Below are 17,463 nucleotides of genomic sequence, written 5' to 3'. Positions count from 1 at the left end.
TGAGGAGTGTTATGAAAGCGTTTTAAGACTGGTAAAACACCCCAGCCTTATCGCAGAGAGAGAGTATTTGTTCCTTCTGGAATGCATAATCATGAACCTTTCCTGGATAGACAACAAATGCAAAATCGTAACCGGGGATCATCCTGGGTTTTTCTGTACGCCAAATTTCCTTGATTTGTCTACGGATCCTGTTTCTTTGGACAGCATTACCGTAATGACGGACCGGAATTACCACAATCCTATCAACATCTAGTTGGTTCTGACTTACAATAAGTTTCAATCCATGGCAGGGAAAATGCCTGCCAGTCTTGAATATTCGATCAATCTCCGGTTTACGTTTTACAATTTCTTTTTTAGAAAGGCTTCTTCTCATCACATACTGACAGTTTGTGTCTGCCTTTGGCTCTTCTGCGGGCCAAAACCAGGCGACCGCCCTTTGTTGCCATACGAGCCCTAAAACCAAACTTCCTGTTTCTCTTCACTCTACTGGGCTGGTAGGTTCTTTTTCCTTTGTAACTCATGAGATAATCTCCAATTTTTACATCGCTTTACGCGGATAGTTTCTACTTAATTCAGAGGATACTCCCCCGAGTGGTGCAGTATATAGACTGCTTGTATTTCCGTCAAGTAACTAAGAGCTTAGCATCTGAATGCTCTTGATGCCAAGAGATGGATATTTCTTTGCAAGCAGAGAAAGTATCCTTTTTTGTTGCATCATGGTAATCTGGGCCCAAGAAGGATGGTCAGCTTTCAAAACTAAGGTTGTGTGCTTTATTTCCACAATTTTCACATGGGGATATAAACGATTTCCGATAATCTTCTGCCATTCAAATCCAACTGCCGCTTTTGGATCATCCGGGCGGATATCAAGCCTGCGCAAGACATAATCCAGCACAGCTTTTGCTTCCAGTGGTTCTCCATCCTTGCACAGTCTCGTTTTCTTATCCTTCATTGCTGATAAATCTTCCCTGGTCGACAGTATACACCAATGCGTTCTCATCTGCCAGAGAGGAGAAATAGAGTTCTTCAGGCAGAAAGGTAAAGAAAGCTTGATTATAGGATTGCATTAATCTTAAAAATTGTGCCCGCCTTGTATGATCAAGTTCAAGGAGAACATCATCGACAAGTATTAATGGCTTTTGTCCTGTTTTTTTTTCGTAAAAAGCCATTTGCGCTGTACGGAAAATGAGAGAAGCAAGCCGTAATTGCCCAGTAGATCCTGTTTGGGAAAAATTTTGAGTACCTTTCATCACCTGGAATCTATCACGATGGATTCCACTGGTAGTCGTCAACAGATTCATATCCCTGCTTCTTGTTTGTTCCAAGTAGGCAATAACTTCCTCCTTGGTTGCACACGTACTCCAGGATGGTTGGTACTCAATATGCACATCAATATCCTGAAGCGAAACAGAGCGATACATATCGGGAAAAATCTGGTCAAATTCAAAAACAGCTCGAGTCCTTTCCTGTTGGATTGCGATTCCATAGGTGGCTAGCTGAATATCATACACAGGAAGCAGTTCAAAACGTTGTTCCTTAATTGCCATATTTCGTTGCTTCAAGACCGAACGATACCTACGCATATCATCGAAAAACAGTGGGTTGTACATGCTCATAATCTGGTCAAAGAATCTTCGCCGCTGCTCAGGTTCGCCCTTGATAAAAAAAATATCATCGTGACTGAACACGATACAGGGAATGTTGTAGATTAACTCCTTTCTGTCCCTGATTTCCCTCCCATCAAGCAATACCGTTCTTTTTGCATCCTTGTATTCGAGCACAAGCGTGTGCTGTTGCTCATCATCAGTTACATACACCCCTTCAAGTTTAAAGTTTTTTTCCTTGTCGGTTGCAAGTTCCTTCAGTTGGTTTGTACGGAAGGAAGAACCATAACAGAGCGTATATACAGCTTCGAGTAAGTTGGTTTTTCCCTGACCATTGGGTCCAATGAGGAATACCTGCCGGTTGTCGACAGGTATTTTCTCACTGACCAGATTTCTGAATTGGTTAGTCCAAAGCTGGGTAAAACGCATCAGGCATTCGGTTGCATTGGCATGATGATATGAAAGTAATCCTTATTACTATCAGGTTTTACTGTCATAGCACGTGTAGGCTCGGTAAAGCTTATAGAAAAGTACTCCCCTTCCATAACCTTCAGTGGGTTCACCAAGTATGTGTAGTTCAAGGAAACCTTGGTATCAGGACCTTCATACTGACATGCAATAATCTCTTTTGCTTCTCCTACTTCACTTTCATCACTGGTAAGCAGCACTCCAGATTCACTGATATCGAGGAAAATCCGTTTTGCCTTGTTTTCAACCAAGAGAGAAACCCTCTTCAAAGCATCAAGCATATCCTGAATTCTCATCGTACATGTATAGGTTTGTGTTTCAGGAATAACCCTGCGATAGTTTGGATATTGCCCTTTGATCAGGGTCGTATAGAAAGTTCTGTTTCCAATTTTTGCAAAGAGGATGTTTTCTGTTATTGCGAGATCAAGCATTCCCTCATCAGTCGAGAGTTTTTTCAATTCAGTAAAGAATTTCGGTGGGATTATGATTGATGGAAACATGGGAAGGTCTTCTTCAAAGGTTCTTTCCACGATGGAAAGTCTTCTTCCATCGGTGGCAACCATATTCATGCCACTTGCATTTCTTTCGAGGTACAGACCACAGAGAAAATATCTTGTTTCATCCTCGCTGATGGCAAACATGGTCTGGTTCGCCATATCGGTAAAGGATTTTTGAGGAATCGTAAAATACGAAGATGATTCTGAATTTTCCAAGGATGGAAATTCATCAGCACCAATGGTTCTCAGTTTGAAATCAATGTTTTGTTCTTCAGGTTTGATTGTAAGCATTCCATCTTCCAATGAGAAATCTATTTTGGTATCAGGAAGGCTTCTGAGAATATTTAGGAGTTTTTCGCAGAAAACAGTGGTTTTCCCTGCTTGCAAGGTTTCAACGGCAATTTCAGTACTGAATCCTAGTTTCTGGTCTGTAGCCCTGATGATGAGTCTTCCTCCAGAGGTTTCCAGATAGACGTTGCTGGTGATGGAAAGAGAGTTTCTCTGACTGGTAAAATCCATTGAATATAGTATCTCATTGAGGATGTCATCTTTGTTGCAGACGAATTTCATATTAATACTCCTAGATTATTAAAAAATATAGTAATAATAGTAATAATAGCACAGATTTTGTGGATAACTTTCTAATTTCTTCTCCAATCACTGCTTATTTTTTGTCATCTTGTGGATATCTTGCTAAGTTGCCCACATTTCTTCCACAAGGAAAAAAGCTGTATCCACAGGTTTTTGAAGTTATCCACAAGGTGTCCCGTGGTTATCCACAAGATATTATCGCTTACCATTTGTTAAGTCCCTTTTCAATTTTACAATGGTATTTGCAAACGATTCATCCCCTTTCATCAGGGACTCAATGCGATCATGTGCATGCATTACTGTAGTGTGGTCCCTGCCCCCAAATTCAGTACCTATTTCCGTGGTGGAATACTCGGTAATATCCCGAGCCAAGAACATGGCAATCTGTCTTGGTTGTATGAGAGATTTGTTCTTCTTTTTTCCTTTAATCTCGAAGCTGCTCACATTGAAATACTCTCCTACCACCTTGATGATGGTATCTATTGAAAGGGTCTGATTCGAGTTGGCAGCCAGGGATGGGAGAATGCCAAGGAGTTCCTTTGCTTTGTCAAACGATATTTCCTGTCCGAGCAGTTCGCTGTAGGCGATAAGCTTGGTGAGTGATGATTCAAGGTCCCTTACATTGGTACATACATTGGTTGCTATGTAGTTAAGAATCTCCTCACTCATCGAACCGCCTCTTTCTACGAGTTTCTTTTTAAGAATGGCCATTCTTGTTTCATAATTTGGTGGTTGTAGGTCGACGTTCAGTCCTCTTTCAAACCTGGAACTCAGACGGTCGGTGATGTTTTTTAATTCACTGATGGGACGGTCACACGTGAATACCATCTGCTTCTTTGACTCGTACAGGTTGTTGAACGTGTGGAACAATTCTTCCTGGGTGCTGTCTTTTCCCTGTAAAAAGTGTATATCATCAATGAGCAGTACATCTACTTTACGAAACTTGTTCTTGAATTGCTGGGTCCTTTGAGAACCGATTGACTCAATGAATTCATTGGTAAACATCTCAGCTGTAACATACATCACCTTCAACTCTGGAGTGTTGTTGATGATGTAGTTTCCTATGGAGTTCAAGAGGTGGGTTTTCCCAAGCCCAACACCACCATAGATGAGACAAGGGTTGTAACTAACCCCTGGGTTTTTTGCAATAGCAAGGCTTGCGTTATAGGCAAATGCAGAGTTATCCCCGATGACGAAGGTATGAAACTCATAGGAAGGATTCAGATTGCAGTCCTTCTTCATTTTCAAGGTTTTCTCTTCGCTTACCTGAGGCTTCGCTTGTAAGGCGAATGCTGTTGTTTCTTTTGGTGCTTCCTTGGGTTCCTTGGATGGTTGTTGTATTTGTTCAATTTTTGAACGTGATACCACCTCAAACACAATATCGATTTCCTCTCCAGTCAGTTCAATCATAGTATTGCGTATCATATCCCTGTAACGGGCTATTACTGTGTCAAGAATAAACTGGCTTGCTACAGCCAATACTACCTTATGATTATCAGATTTTAGGTAGGCAATTCGATTGAACCAGGTATGGTATTCCTGCTCTGGAAGGGTCTCCTTGATACGGGAGGCAGTTTCCTGCCAGAACTCATAGTATATGTTTTGTGCTTCGCTCATGCGGCCATTTTACCTTGTAGCGTCAGACGGTGCAAGTATTGTACAGCTTGCTGGTTGTGTTGTTTCTAAAATCTTGTAATAAAAGAATTAGTTAAATTGACTCGAACTCCTGTGCAAGCTTGCAACTCCCCCATAATTTTGGTATACTTGGTAGGAATTAATACATGTATTTTTTTTATTATTACATAAGGATATAACGAATGAGTGAAGGGAGCTTTGACAACGTAACGTTGGAGCCATCCTTGCACCTTGATGGTGTAGAGATGGCTTCCGTTTCCCATGGTTATTCTGCTGGGAGTATTCAGGTCCTCAAGGGTCTTGAGGCTGTTCGAAAACGACCTGGCATGTACATTGGATCCACAGGTATTGATGGTTTGCATCATCTCGTATATGAGGTGGTAGACAATAGCATTGATGAAGCGATGGCCGGTTACTGTTCAGAAATCAGGGTTTTTCTCGATATTGATGATAAGGGAAGAGAGGTTTGCACAGTAGAGGATAATGGCCGCGGCATTCCTGTTGATCCTCACCCAACTGAGAAGAAAAGCTCACTGGAGATTGCACTTACCCAACTGCATGCCGGAGGTAAGTTTGACAAGAACTCCTATAAGGTTTCCGGTGGTTTGCATGGAGTGGGTGTCTCTTGTGTAAATGCCCTCTCTATCTGGATGGAAGTTACCATCTATCGAGACGGGGGAGTATATCGACAGCTCTACAGCTGTGGATTGCCCACGACTGAAGTGCTCCGCATCGGAGATACCGATCGCAGCGGCACTGTGGTGAAATTCTCTCCCGATTACTCCATCATGGAGCAGAATGCGTTCAATTATGAAGTATTGGCCAACCGCTTCAGGGAACTTTCCTTCCTGAATAAGGGTGTCTCTATCTCACTCACTGACCGCAGGGGCAATGAGATAAAAGAACAGACATTCCACTCAGAGGGTGGTATTTCCCACTTTGTAAGTTACCTTAACGAATTCAAACGGGTCCTGTTTGACCCTCCCATCTCCATTGAAGGGGAACGGGATTCCATCAAGGTAGAGATTGGTCTTCAGTACAATGATAAGTACGATGAAAAGGTGCTTACCTTTGTCAACAATATCAACACCCGTGAAGGTGGTACCCACCTCACCGGGTTTAGAACCGGACTGAGCCGGGTGATCAACGTTCAGTTGCAGAAGAACCCCAAACTCTTGAAGAAGTATGAGGAAAAACTCGAACAGAGTGATATATCCGAAGGTTTGACCGCTGTTATTTCAGTCAAGGTTCCTGAGCCCCAGTTTGAGGGACAGACCAAGATGAAGTTGGGCAATTCTGCGGTAACCGGTGTAGTTTTCTCCATGGTATACGAGAAGCTGGGGAACTATTTCGATGAGTTCCCTGCACAGACGGAAATAATTCTGCAGAAGATCATCAACGCAGCCCTTGGAAGAGTTGCTGCCCGGAAGGCACGAGAGCAGATTAGGAAGAAGAGCGAAGGTGGTGGCCTACCTGGTAAACTGGCTGATTGTTCTGAAAAGGATCCTGCGAAGTGTGAGGTGTTCATCGTCGAGGGTGACTCAGCAGGTGGTTCTGCAAAACAGGGGCGTGACCGTAGATTCCAGGCAATCCTTCCACTTTGGGGTAAAATGCTCAATGTCGAGAAAGCCCAGGAGTTCAAGGTACTGGGAAATGACAAGCTTCAACCGGTTATTTCCTCCATTGGTGCTGGTATTACCCGGTACAACAACATGGGAAAGGATGAAGGTTTTGATAATGATGTAACGTTTGACCTCAGTAAATCGAGATATCACAAGATCATCATTATGGCAGATGCAGACGTCGATGGATCGCATATCAGGACATTGCTGCTGACATTCTTCTTCAGATACATGCGTCCCCTCATCGAAGCTGGCTATATCTACTTTGCAATGCCTCCTTTGTACAAGATCACCATAGGGAAGAAGATTTATTATGCCTATGATGAGGAAGCAAGGGTCAAGATTCTTCAGGAAAACAATGTGAAAGATGAAAACAAGGTTGGTATCCAACGGTACAAAGGTCTTGGTGAGATGAATCCCGACCAGCTTTGGGAAACAACCATGAATCCTGAAACACGTATGATCAGTCAGATCTCCCTGGATGATGCAGAGGAAGCTGATAGGGTCTTCAGCATGCTCATGGGTGAAGAAGTAGAGCCACGTAGGGCTTTCATTGACGCGAATGCCGTCTATGTTTCGAATTTGGATATCTAGTATAAGGACAGAATCGTGGAAGAAGTAAACGAAAATAGGACGATAGTTGTAGACGTGGCAAAGGAGATGCGAACCTCATATCTCAACTATGCCATGTCCGTCATTGTCAGCAGGGCACTGCCGGATGTACGTGACGGTCTCAAACCAGTCCACAGAAGAATTCTCTTTGATATGTATGAGATGGGTCTAAGGGCCAACTCCTCATATAAGAAATGTGCTCGTATTGTTGGTGATGTGCTTGGTAAGTACCACCCCCATGGCGATGCATCGGTCTATGATGCTTTGGTACGACTTGCCCAGGATTTCTCCTTGCGCTACCCGGTGGTGAATCCCCAGGGTAACTTTGGATCCATTGATGGTGATCCTGCCGCAGCAATGCGATATACCGAGGCTAAGATGAGCCGAATCGGTGAGGAAATGCTGCAGGATATCCAGAAAGATACCGTTGACTTTGGGCCTAACTATGATGACTCGATGACTGAGCCTCTGGTGCTTCCTGCCTCATTCCCGTTCCTGTTGGCAAACGGGAGTAGTGGAATTGCAGTAGGTATGGCCACCAATATGGCTCCTCACAACTTGCAGGAAATCTGTGATGCTATCTGTGCAGTCATTGATAATCCTGATATCACCATCGACGAGTTGATGGAACATATCAAGGGACCTGATTTCCCTTCTGGAGGAATTATCTGTGGTGTACAGGGTATCAAGGATGCCTTTACCACCGGGCGAGGCAAGATTGTCATGCGTTCGGTGTACGAGATTGAGGAGAGTGACCGTGGTCACGACCAGATTGTGTTCACTGAGATTCCCTATCAGGTCAACAAAGCTGATTTGGTGAAGAAGATTGATGACCTTAGGAAGGATGGTGCGATTCCTATGATCAGTGTGGTACGTGATGAGTCTGACCGTAATGGTATCAGGGTCGTGGTAGAACTGAAAATGGGTTCTGAACCAATGGTCGTGCTCAATCAATTGTTCAGTCGGACCGCCCTACAGTCAAATTTCAATGTAAACAATCTTGCATTGGTGAAAGGTAGACCCCAGTTGCTTACGCTTAAGGAGATGTTGCTCTACTACATCGAGCATCGTACTGAGGTAGTAGTCAGAAGAACCAAGTATGATTTGCGTAAGGCACAAGAGCGTGCTCACATCCTCAGAGGCTTGAAAATTGGTCTGGATAATATTGATGAGGTCATTAAAATTATCAAGGAGTCAGATGATAATACGATAGCTGCAAATCGTCTTGTTCAGCGTTTTGGGTTGGACGATGTCCAAGCCCAAGCAATCATCGACATGAAACTTGGTCGTTTGAGCCATCTCGAGACCTCCAAGATATTGGACGAGTTGGGTGAACTTGAACAGAAGATTGCGTATTATCAGGAATTGCTTGGCGATGACCAGAAGATACTGGACGTTGTCAAATCTGAAGTTCGCTCCCTTCCTTCTTCCCTTGTACCCAAAGATCGTAGACTCACAAACATTGTACGAGAAGAACTAGGCCAAGCTACCGATGAGGATTTCATCAAGGAAGAGAGTGTTGTTGTTTTGATCAGCAACAAGGGCTTTGCAAAGCGGATACCCGTCGAGGAGTACGACGCCCACGGACGCGCAGGCAAGGGTACTAGGACAACAAAACTGCAGGACGGCGATTTCGTCGATCACATGTTTGTTGCTTCAACCCATGAATACGTCATGTTTGTGAGCAACGCAGGTAAGGCCTATTATATCAAGGGATTCCAGATTCCTGAAGCCACCAAAACTGCAAAGGGAACCAGTATCAAAAATATCCTTCAGTTGGAGACTACTGAGAAAATCACTTCCATCATTACATTCAAGGAATTTAGCGAAGACAAGTACCTGATGATGGCTACCCGACAGGGTGTTGTGAAGAAGGTAGCCTTGTCCAACTTTGTGAATGCAAAGGTTCGTGGTATTAGGGCTCTGTTCCTCGATGAAGGTGATGAATTACTCAGCTGTGATCTCATTGAGGAAGGTGAAGAAGTTATGTTGATTACCAAGAATGGCCGTGGTTTGCGTTTCCGGCAGGACGATGTTCGTGCTATGGGAAGAGCAAGCCGTGGTGTTCGTGGTATCCGCCTGATTGGAAATGACCAGGTTGCAGGGCTCCTTAAGGTTGATAATTCACGTAGGATTCTTATGATCACCGAAAATGGACAAGGCAAGCAGGTTACTTTCGATAGCTTCAATGTGCATGGGAGAGGAACACAAGGACAGAAAATCTTCCGCCTAGGAACCAAGGCTACTTTCATTGTTGGTGTGCTCAGTGTGAACGATGAGAATGATGTCGTGTGTGTTACCATGATGGGACAGACACTTAGAGTCCACTGTGATGCAATCTCCGTTCAAGGAAGAAATGCTGCAGGTGTTCGTGTGGTATCCATGAAGTGGAAAAACGACTCCATTGTAGCCATTGCTTCTACTGAGAAAGATGAAGAGGAAGAAGTAGAAATCCCAGAAGCCCCAAATCCAGAAGATGAGGTGCTAATGGATGATAGTGCTGATGAAGAGTCTGAAGAGGATGTAATTGACGATTCAGATAACGAATAAAACATCTGTTAAGTAGTATTGTGGGCTGTTTCCTCTTACGGGAATAGCCCATTTTATTTGCAAAATAAAAGCTCCCATTCCCAAGCAAATCTGTACTGTCATATAGAAACATTAGCATAAAAACCTGCAAATGGCGTTCTGAATTAGCGATTTTTGAGTTTTCAGGAAACATTTGAAATGCAAAGGTGAAAAACCAACCAAACAGATACAGGTTCTACAACTTTACAATCATAGTATAAGTAGATCTATGTTTCACGTGGAACATAAGCAACCTCTGAAGCTGAATCTGGTGTGCTCTCTATATCTCCTAACGGAGAGTAGTTGTATCCAGGTAAGGACCACTTTTCACTATTTTTGAGAAGGGATGTCTGATGATTGGACCGAGCTGAGAGTGGAAATCCTTGGGGCTGCCGTGGTGTTGTTTGGGTATCTTACAACAGATAGGTGTTGCAGCATTGGCGGTATTTTCTAGACAGACATCTTCGCTCCTTCCCGTGCCGTTGCTACATCCATGGGAGGGTCCCGATCATCAAATGCGAAGATTCCATCTTGCAGTCTTGTCCATTCGATTTAGTAAATAACATTAAGGATTGATTAGCGATATAATGATGTTTCACGTGAAACATGGGTTCTCTCATGAACTGAGTTTACTCAGGCATATTGACAAAAAAAATACGCTTCACGCGAATGTTTCACGTGAAACGTACCAAGTTTGATATTCCGAATATTATAAATCTGGGGTATTTACCACAGAGAGATTCGGGTCAACAAAGTTGCGAAGGTAGCGCTCTACTCCACCTTTCAGGGTCATCTGAGACATTGGACAGCCAGCACATGCGCCAACAAGACGAACAGTTACATCATTGCCAACCAAACTGATGAATTCAATATCTCCACCGTCATTTTGCAAAGAAGGCCTAATATCCTCAATTGCCTTTTTGACTTTATCTTCTATCATGAAATTATCCTCCATACGGTATCCTAAAGATACTATAGAGGCGAACAAGGGTCAAGTTGACAACCTTATTAGGTGACATGAATGCATTTATTACGTATAGTGACTAGTATGAATGCGCAAACAATACTGTTTCTGAACCAAAAAGGCGGAGTAGGAAAAACTACTTCGGCAGTCAACTTAGGAGCTGCATTAGCTCAACAGGGTAAAAAAGTACTGTTGGTTGACTTGGATGCACAGAGTAATCTTACCAGTGCAACCTCCATTGATGGCAGACGGCCAGGGATGTATGAGGTGATAGCAGGTAAATTATCTGCCGAAGAAGCAATTCAGCAAACGCCTGTTAAGAACCTTTATGCTATCCCAAGCAATATTAACATGGCAGGTCTTAATATAGAGCTTGTTGAAGAAGAAGAACGCGAGTTTTTTATTAAACGGGCATTGGTGCCCTTGGAGGAGTCATGGGAGTATATCCTTGCTGATTGTCCTCCCTCACTTGGGCTTGTTACGGTAAATGCAATGGCATGGGCAAAGCGAGTAATCATTCCCATGCAATGTGAGTACTTGGCAATGGAAGGGTTGAATCTATTGATGAGAACAGTAGGGAACATGAAGAAGGCAATCAATCCCGATCTTGAAGTCTTGGGAATACTTTTTACCATGTACAGTAAACGGACCAATCTCGCAAAAGAGGTAGTTGAAGATGTATCTTCTTTTTTCCCGCAGTTGGTCTTCAAGACAATGATACCCAGGAATATTCGGCTTGCAGAAGCTCCTTCTCACGGTCTGCCGATAACTGTCTACGATGGTTCAAGTAGTGGAGCAAAAGCATATAAGGTATTAGCTAAGGAGGTTACAAAACGTGTCGCAAGAAACCAATAAAAAACATGGATTGGGGAAAGGAATAGGCTCCTTGATGCAAGACTATTCATTCGATTCTGTTTTGGACTCCGCCCTTGGTCTTGCTTCTTCCAACCCGGATGTAGAGAAAGGACAACGTGTTTTGGAAGTCCCTGTTGAGCAGATTAGAGCGAATCCGAACCAACCAAGAAAGGATTTTAACCAAGAAGCTCTGGAAGAGCTGAGCCTTTCAATTAAAAGAGAGGGAGTGTTGCAACCGATTTTGGTCGAGGAAATTGCCCCTGGATTGTATAGTATTGTAGCGGGTGAGAGAAGATTCCGTGCCGCAAAAATTGCTGGGCTTGAACGAATACCGGTGTTGGTGAAGGATTTTACTCAGATGCAACGGCTGGAAGTCTCCCTTATTGAAAATATTCAAAGAGAGAATCTTAATCCCATTGAAGAAGCAAAAGCGTATGCGTACCTCATTCAAGAAGCTGGTATTACCCAAGAGGAGTTGGCCAAACGATTGGGTAAGAATAGATCTACGATCAGCAATAGTATTCGGTTATTGCAGTTGAGTTCTTCCATGCAGCAAGATTTACTGAATGGGAAATTTACTGCAGGTCAAGCAAGAGCAATCCTTTCAGTGGTTAACCCTGCTGACCGGGAGATTCTCTATCGTACCGTGTTAGAAAAAGATCTTTCAGTAAGAGCAACGGAACAGTTGGCTTCCCAGTTCAATATGGGAAAGCGTGCTGCATATCAATCAAAAAAGAAACGGGCCAAAAAGAGTTTGGCCAAGGCACCCGAAATTATTGCCATCGAGGATAAATTCCTGCATGCAGTAGGATCACAGGTGGAAATAAAAGGGTCACTGGAAAAAGGGAAAATTGAGATTCCTTTTACCAGTAGTGAAGAATTGGAACGACTTTATCAGTTGCTGATGCCAAATCAGGGACTGTTCGAACTATAAGATATAGTTAGGAGATACAATGGAAAAGAAAGATTTAAAGGACGGTTTGTATGCCGTATTGCATACCAGTAAGGGTGAGATCACTCTTTTTCTCGAAAGTGAGAAAGCTCCCATGACTACAGCAAATTTTGTAGGGCTTGCAGAAGGGACTTTGAATGTGAACGATGAGGGAAAGCCTTTCTATAATAATCTCACATTCCACCGGGTTATAGAAAACTTCATGATCCAGGGGGGTTGCCCTAAGGGAAACGGAACTGGAGGCCCCGGTTATACGTTTCCAGATGAGTTCGATGATTCCTTGAAGCATACGAGTCCTGGAGTTCTCTCCATGGCTAATGCCGGACCCGGAACGAACGGGAGCCAGTTTTTCATAACGCATGTTGCAACACCTTGGTTGGATGGTAAGCATTCCGTTTTTGGTCATGTCGTGGAAGGACAGGATGTGGTCAACTCCATTACGCAAGGTGACAAGCTCAATCGTGTTGAGGTTGTACGTGTAGGGAAGGATGCTGAGGCGTTTAAAGTCACTCGTGAGATTTTCACACAGTATGTTCTTGCTGCAGAGGAGAAAAACAAGAAACGGGAAGCCAAAGAGCAGGAAAAGCTTGAAAGAGAATTGAAAAACCGTTGGCCTGATGCAAAGGTAACGGAGACAGGTCTTCGGTATATAGTGAAAAAAGAAGGAAATGGAACGAAGAGCCCGAAACAAGGCCAGACAGTAACGGTTCACTATACAGGTTCCTTGCTTGATGGAAGGATTTTTGATAGCTCAGTACAGCGGGGAACTCCTGCGCAGTTTGCAATCGGTCAAGTGATTGAAGGATGGAATGAAGCCTTGAAAACTATGACAGTCGGGGAACAGCGAACACTGATTATTCCCCCTGAGCTCGGATATGGAACCATGGGATATCCAGGGGTAATCCCTCCCAACTCCTATTTGATTTTCGATGTGGAGTTGATAAAGTTTTAAGTATAAACATAATAAGGAGATACTTGTGAAAGATAAGGCTGTTCATTACGTCTGTAGCCAGTGTGGCAGGGTAGAGACGAAATGGTTGGGACGCTGTCCGGACTGCGGAAGTTGGAACACCTTTGAAGAGGAAGCGGTGAGAAAAGCCTCCGATGGAAAACGTGCTGTGATCAGTACGGCCACCAAGCCGGTGAGCTTGGATGAGGTTGAAGTTGATCCGTTGTTCCGCTATGAAACAGGTATCAGTGAACTTGACCGGGTACTCGGAGGAGGGGTCATGCGAGGCTCCTCCATCCTCCTTGGCGGAGAGCCGGGTATCGGCAAGTCCACCTTGATGCTCCAAGTACTTGAGAAGTGCTCAACGGGTCGGAAAGTACTCTACATCTCGGGAGAGGAATCTCCCAGCCAAGTGAAGTTACGTGCCCAAAGACTGGAACTTAACCTCGCTTCCATATCCATCTTCTGTGATACCAGGGTGGAGGTGGTTGTAAGTCTCTTGAGTGATGAGAAACCGGATGTGGTGGTAGTTGATTCACTACAGACGCTCACCAGTGAGGATATCCCTTCCCCTGCTGGGTCCGTGAACCAGATACGATCTTGTTCAACCACCTTGGTAGGGCTTTGCAAGCAATTGGGAATTTCTCTGTTTCTCATCGGTCATGTGACGAAGGAAGGGGTCTTGGCAGGGCCGAAGGTCATTGAGCATCTGGTGGATACCGTCATCTACTTTGAGCAGATTTCCAGTGGTGTTCAATTAATTCGTGCAGCAAAAAATCGATTTGGCTCAGTCGATGAAATTGGTATTTTCAGCATGCATGAGAAGGGGCTTAGCCCAGTAGCCAACCCGTCTTCTTTCTTTATAACCGATAGGCTCACAAAGGACATTCCTCCTGGAATATCCTATACCCCGGTTATCGAGGGATCTCGAACCTTTCTTGTTGAAATCCAGGCACTTACAACTAGTGCAAAAAATGGTTTTACCCGTATCTATTCAGACCGAATCGATACTGCTCGTGTGACCAGGGTTGCAGCCATTTTGGAGCGACATGCAGGATTGCATCTCAGTGATCAGGATATCTATGTCAATGTAGCAGGTGGCATGAAACTCAATGAAGTATCCATTGAATTACCCTTGGCCCTTGCCCTTTGGTCTGCCCTTACCAACAAGAGCCTTCCCAAGGCTCTCATCAGCTTTGGAGAGCTTAGTCTTGCTGGAGAAGTGAGGAGTGTTGGCTTTCCGGACAAGAGGGAGAAAGCTGCCAAGGAGCTGGGTTTCAAGCGTTCAATGGTCCCCAAAGTAGGTACCCGTTCTCCGCTTGTGCAACATGTGTGTTCTACGGTGAAAGAAGCGCTGGAACTCGTGAATTCGTTGAAATGATGATAAAGTTAGCAATCCTAACAAATAAGTAAAACAATAACACACCACAGAAAAGGCCGTATCTGATGACACGACCTCTTTCAATATGTTTGTTAGTTTTCCTTATGAACCAAGCATACTCAAGAGAATGGGGAAAATGACCACATTCCCAATGGATGTCCCTAGGCTTGTGTAGAGGAACACAAGAAGGGTGTGTAATACTCGGTTGCGATACCACCCCTTGAAGGAGGTTGCATCATCTCCCAGTTGTTCAAAGTCCCGGACCTTTGGTTTTCTGAGCGTAGCTTCCATCAATCCACTCACCATTCCCACTCCAATCCCTGGATGAAGGCTTGTTAGGGGGGCTGCCAAAATACTCACCAATATATTGAGCGGATGGGCAAGAGCGAGAATTGCCCCAATGGCGGTGAAGCTCATATTCACTGCCAACCAGTAGCCAAACATTTTGATTCCTTCGCTCTGGCCGAGGTTGAAGAACCCGTACAAGAGGAATCCTACAATGAGGATGGGAAAGCCCCAGGAAATTATCTTGCCGGACTTGCCCCCCTTTGGAGCGGTACTGATATCTGAGAGGTCTGTACCAATGCTTCCTTCTTCAATTGCCTTGATTGTCTTGATGATCCCCGTTTGGTGACCTGCCCCAATAACGGCAAGCTTTTTTTCTCCAGGGGAGAGAAAGATGCTGGTTGCCAGATATCGGTCACGCTCATCAATGAGCACTTCCTTGACTGAGGGGAGTTCCTTGGCCATCTCGTCCATCATGCCTTGCATGACATCGGCTTTTTTCAAGGACTCCAGTTCTTCTTCAGAAATCTTTTCTTTACTGAACGCAGCACTGATGATGGTGGCAATGAGTTTTGCCTTGTTCCAAAGATTTGACTTTCTCCATGCCCTGCTGAACGTGACCTGGATTTCCCTGTCACAGAGTGAATAGGGAATATTTTTCTCCTTGGCCAGCCTGGCTGCGCCAAGAATTTCTTCCCCAGGTGCGCTTCCCGATTGGTCTCCCATTCGCTTCTGGAAGGATGAGAGGGCCATATTTGCCAATAAGAGAAAGCCCTTGTTTTCCCTAAGGACTTTCTTGATATCCATCTTTGACCAAGCATCTTGATCTTGCCGGTTCTTCATCCGGCCATCATCAAGCTCAAGGCAGATATGGTCAGGTTGCTCACTTTCAATGATCTGAGCTACTTCATCAACACTCTCTTTGGAGACATGGGCGGTCCCCACAAGGAGGATTTCCTTTCCATCGTTGAGTGTGAGTCGGTGGAAGGTATCACTCATTTTTTCATCAGTCATGCAGTCAACTATACTGAAGGAAGGGCAGAGAAACAAGGGAATTTGACAGGCATGTGCGATTGATATACTGTTTGTCCACATGGAAACACTTTGGTATCTGGCGAAACTCGCCCTTGCTTTGGTTCTTGGAATGGGTTCCGCACAGCTTTTGGGCAAGGAACGGTTCACCCGTGTCTCTGCTTATGCGCAAACGTGCTTGGTATGGCTTCTTCTTTTTTTCATGGGGGTAAACACTGGGGGCATCGATGGAATTACCTCCCAGTTCAGGACCATTGGAATTACAGCTCTGCTTATTACGTTTTTCGCTGTAGCTGGTACTATTCTTGTTTCTTTGCTCTTTTCCTTCATCTTGACACCGTCCCTTCGGTCTGAACATATTGCCATAGCAAAAAGAAAGGAGCAAAGTTTCATCAGGAGGCTGTATGACATCATCAAGGAACCCTTGATCTTGGTCTCAATCGTGATCTTGGGGTTGCTCTTGCGGTTGGGTACGGATGCCTTTTCCTGGTTTGAGAGCTCTCTGGTTACCTACCTGCTCTATGTACTGTTGTTCTTCGTCGGTATGGGCATGGTCCACCGAAAGATTCGTTTCAAAGGGGTGTTTGCTGACAAGAGCATATTCTTTCTCCCACTCTACACCATACTCGGTACCTATGTTGGGGCACTCGGAGTATTCCTGTTCACTCCTTATACACTCTCTCAAGTCATAGGAATGCTGAGTGGCTTTGGGTGGTACTCGCTTTCAGGTATCCTCATCACTGATTTGGGGTATCCTGTCCTTGGTTCCATTTCGTTCTTGTCCAATCTCATGAGGGAGAGCGTCTCATTTTTCCTCATTCCCCTGTTTGGAAGGTTAGGAAAGCGGTATTACTACCCAGCGGTCTGTACGGCAGGGGCAACCAGCATGGATGTCACCTTGGTCCTGCTCTCTTCACACTTTGGGATGCGGACCATGGTGGGATCAATCTACCACGGTGTGATCATGAGTTTGGTTGCACCACTTCTCATTCCACTCTTCTTCTAACGGTGTGTCCAGATCTGAGCGATGATAGCAAGAGGATTTTCCTTCAGAAGTCTTAGATAGATTACAGGTGGTCCATCAAAGAGATTGGGTATAGATGAAGAGAGAGAGGCGATGGACGAAGGGGGAGCAAGTTGTTGGAAATCATAGCTTCCTTCCTCCAGATAGAAAGGGGCATCCACCTTGGGAATGGGAAGCCCTTGCTCGACAGCTTTTCGCGTTGCCTCATCAGGGCTGCCCTGTACCCCGGCAAAGAGTAAGGCAAGAGTGGAAGAGAGGGCAAGACACCCTTCACTGCCCACCGGTTGTGCTTCGAGATGGGTGAGCATCTTTTGATACGCATCCTCTGCATTAGAAGCAGAGAATGGAGCTGTTTGGTAGGGAATTGCCTGGTTAAGGTGTAAAATCATGGACTTGCTCTGTTGCATGGGAGATACTGTAGCAG

General features: G+C 44.6%; 16 protein-coding genes. 7 read left to right on the top strand and 9 right to left on the bottom strand.

Annotated elements, in window-relative coordinates:
• Positions 1-22 precede the first annotated feature (22 nt).
• The 6 genes from rnpA to dnaA form a co-directional block, all read right to left on the bottom strand.
• Positions 23-373 carry a ribonuclease P protein component gene (gene rnpA / locus DYP60_RS00395; protein WP_117328892.1) on the bottom strand — a complete coding sequence of 117 codons (351 nt, stop codon included), beginning with the start codon at positions 371-373 and terminating at the stop codon, positions 23-25.
• On the bottom strand, positions 354-521 hold the full coding sequence (rpmH, locus tag DYP60_RS00390) for a 50S ribosomal protein L34 (protein WP_117328891.1): 168 nt from the start codon (positions 519-521) through the stop codon (positions 354-356). Before rpmH ends, rnpA begins: the two co-directional genes overlap by 20 nt.
• 110 nt (positions 522-631) lie before the next feature.
• Positions 632-952, bottom strand: a complete 321-nt coding sequence (locus DYP60_RS00385; protein WP_117328890.1) for a DciA family protein — start codon at positions 950-952, stop codon at positions 632-634.
• Complete coding sequence (gene recF / locus DYP60_RS00380; protein WP_117328889.1) at positions 942-2,033, bottom strand: DNA replication/repair protein RecF; 1,092 nt, start codon at positions 2,031-2,033, stop codon at positions 942-944. The genes DYP60_RS00385 and recF overlap by 11 nt, the downstream gene beginning before the upstream one ends.
• On the bottom strand, positions 2,033-3,139 hold the full coding sequence (gene dnaN / locus DYP60_RS00375; RefSeq protein WP_117328888.1) for a DNA polymerase III subunit beta: 1,107 nt from the start codon (positions 3,137-3,139) through the stop codon (positions 2,033-2,035). The genes recF and dnaN overlap by 1 nt, the downstream gene beginning before the upstream one ends.
• Before the next feature lie 216 nt (positions 3,140-3,355).
• Entirely contained in the window at positions 3,356-4,777 is a 1,422-nt protein-coding gene (dnaA, locus tag DYP60_RS00370; RefSeq protein WP_117328887.1) for a chromosomal replication initiator protein DnaA, read from the bottom strand.
• 200 nt (positions 4,778-4,977) lie between these two features.
• Here dnaA and gyrB point away from each other — a divergent pair, with 200 nt between their 5' ends.
• Positions 4,978-7,011 (top strand): DNA topoisomerase (ATP-hydrolyzing) subunit B, encoded by a 2,034-nt coding sequence (gene gyrB, locus DYP60_RS00365; RefSeq protein ID WP_117328886.1) that lies wholly within the window; start codon positions 4,978-4,980, stop codon positions 7,009-7,011.
• 15 nt (positions 7,012-7,026) lie between these two features.
• Positions 7,027-9,579: a DNA topoisomerase (ATP-hydrolyzing) subunit A gene (gyrA, locus tag DYP60_RS00360; protein ID WP_117328885.1), complete on the top strand. Its 2,553-nt coding sequence runs from the start codon at positions 7,027-7,029 to the stop codon at positions 9,577-9,579.
• A 727-nt stretch (positions 9,580-10,306) separates the two neighbouring features.
• Here the strand turns inward: gyrA and DYP60_RS00355 are convergent.
• Positions 10,307-10,537: a NifU family protein gene (locus tag DYP60_RS00355; protein ID WP_117328884.1), complete on the bottom strand. Its 231-nt coding sequence runs from the start codon at positions 10,535-10,537 to the stop codon at positions 10,307-10,309.
• 108 nt (positions 10,538-10,645) lie between these two features.
• On the opposite strand from DYP60_RS00355, the gene DYP60_RS00350 reads away from it, so the two are divergent.
• Genes DYP60_RS00350 through radA form a run of 4 tightly spaced genes read left to right on the top strand, consistent with a single transcriptional unit; the run spans position 10,646 to position 14,698 of the window.
• Positions 10,646-11,416, top strand: a complete 771-nt coding sequence (locus tag DYP60_RS00350; protein ID WP_117328883.1) for a ParA family protein — start codon at positions 10,646-10,648, stop codon at positions 11,414-11,416.
• Complete coding sequence (locus DYP60_RS00345; protein WP_117328882.1) at positions 11,397-12,350, top strand: ParB/RepB/Spo0J family partition protein; 954 nt, start codon at positions 11,397-11,399, stop codon at positions 12,348-12,350. The genes DYP60_RS00350 and DYP60_RS00345 overlap by 20 nt, the downstream gene beginning before the upstream one ends.
• Positions 12,351-12,369: 19 nt before the next feature.
• On the top strand, positions 12,370-13,320 hold the full coding sequence (locus DYP60_RS14595) for a BamJ family beta-barrel-assembly machinery protein (protein WP_117328881.1): 951 nt from the start codon (positions 12,370-12,372) through the stop codon (positions 13,318-13,320).
• 25 nt (positions 13,321-13,345) lie between these two features.
• The gene (gene radA, locus DYP60_RS00335; protein ID WP_117328880.1) at positions 13,346-14,698 is read left to right on the top strand and encodes a DNA repair protein RadA; all 1,353 of its coding nucleotides are present in this window, start codon (positions 13,346-13,348) and stop codon (positions 14,696-14,698) included.
• A gap of 102 nt (positions 14,699-14,800) precedes the next feature.
• On the opposite strand, the gene DYP60_RS00330 is transcribed toward radA, so the two are convergent.
• The gene (locus DYP60_RS00330; RefSeq protein WP_117329104.1) at positions 14,801-15,997 is read right to left on the bottom strand and encodes a TraB/GumN family protein; all 1,197 of its coding nucleotides are present in this window, start codon (positions 15,995-15,997) and stop codon (positions 14,801-14,803) included.
• A gap of 79 nt (positions 15,998-16,076) precedes the next feature.
• Between DYP60_RS00330 and DYP60_RS00325 the strand changes: the two genes are divergently transcribed.
• On the top strand, positions 16,077-17,021 hold the full coding sequence (locus tag DYP60_RS00325) for a LysO family transporter (RefSeq protein WP_117328879.1): 945 nt from the start codon (positions 16,077-16,079) through the stop codon (positions 17,019-17,021).
• Here the strand turns inward: DYP60_RS00325 and DYP60_RS00320 are convergent.
• Positions 17,018-17,446, bottom strand: a complete 429-nt coding sequence (locus DYP60_RS00320) for a hypothetical protein (protein ID WP_133299256.1) — start codon at positions 17,444-17,446, stop codon at positions 17,018-17,020. The genes DYP60_RS00325 and DYP60_RS00320 overlap by 4 nt on opposite strands.
• Positions 17,447-17,463: the final 17 nt, after the last annotated feature.

The sequence above is a fragment of the Sphaerochaeta halotolerans genome, from assembly GCF_003429665.1.
In the GTDB taxonomy this organism is placed as follows: Bacteria; Spirochaetota; Spirochaetia; order Sphaerochaetales; family Sphaerochaetaceae; genus Sphaerochaeta; species Sphaerochaeta halotolerans.
The sequence above is the reverse complement of the archived record's forward strand: the minus strand, read 5'-3'. Positions and strand labels throughout refer to the sequence as shown.

Bases quoted from the DNA above. Each gene is read 5' to 3' on its own strand.
- dnaN (WP_117328888.1), bottom strand. From the start codon at position 3,139: ATGAAATTCGTCTGCAACAAAGATGACATCCTCAATGAGATACTATAT.
- recF (WP_117328889.1), bottom strand. From the start codon at position 2,033: ATGCGTTTTACCCAGCTTTGGACTAACCAATTCAGAAATCTGGTCAGT.
- DYP60_RS00330 (WP_117329104.1), bottom strand. From the start codon at position 15,997: ATGACTGATGAAAAAATGAGTGATACCTTCCACCGACTCACACTCAAC.
- dnaA (WP_117328887.1), bottom strand. From the start codon at position 4,777: ATGAGCGAAGCACAAAACATATACTATGAGTTCTGGCAGGAAACTGCC.
- gyrB (WP_117328886.1), top strand. From the start codon at position 4,978: ATGAGTGAAGGGAGCTTTGACAACGTAACGTTGGAGCCATCCTTGCAC.
- DYP60_RS00325 (WP_117328879.1), top strand. From the start codon at position 16,077: ATGGAAACACTTTGGTATCTGGCGAAACTCGCCCTTGCTTTGGTTCTT.
- DYP60_RS00355 (WP_117328884.1), bottom strand. From the start codon at position 10,537: ATGATAGAAGATAAAGTCAAAAAGGCAATTGAGGATATTAGGCCTTCT.
- DYP60_RS00385 (WP_117328890.1), bottom strand. From the start codon at position 952: ATGAAGGATAAGAAAACGAGACTGTGCAAGGATGGAGAACCACTGGAA.
- rpmH (WP_117328891.1), bottom strand. From the start codon at position 521: ATGAGTTACAAAGGAAAAAGAACCTACCAGCCCAGTAGAGTGAAGAGA.
- DYP60_RS14595 (WP_117328881.1), top strand. From the start codon at position 12,370: ATGGAAAAGAAAGATTTAAAGGACGGTTTGTATGCCGTATTGCATACC.
- rnpA (WP_117328892.1), bottom strand. From the start codon at position 373: ATGAGAAGAAGCCTTTCTAAAAAAGAAATTGTAAAACGTAAACCGGAG.
- DYP60_RS00350 (WP_117328883.1), top strand. From the start codon at position 10,646: ATGAATGCGCAAACAATACTGTTTCTGAACCAAAAAGGCGGAGTAGGA.
- DYP60_RS00320 (WP_133299256.1), bottom strand. From the start codon at position 17,446: ATGCAACAGAGCAAGTCCATGATTTTACACCTTAACCAGGCAATTCCC.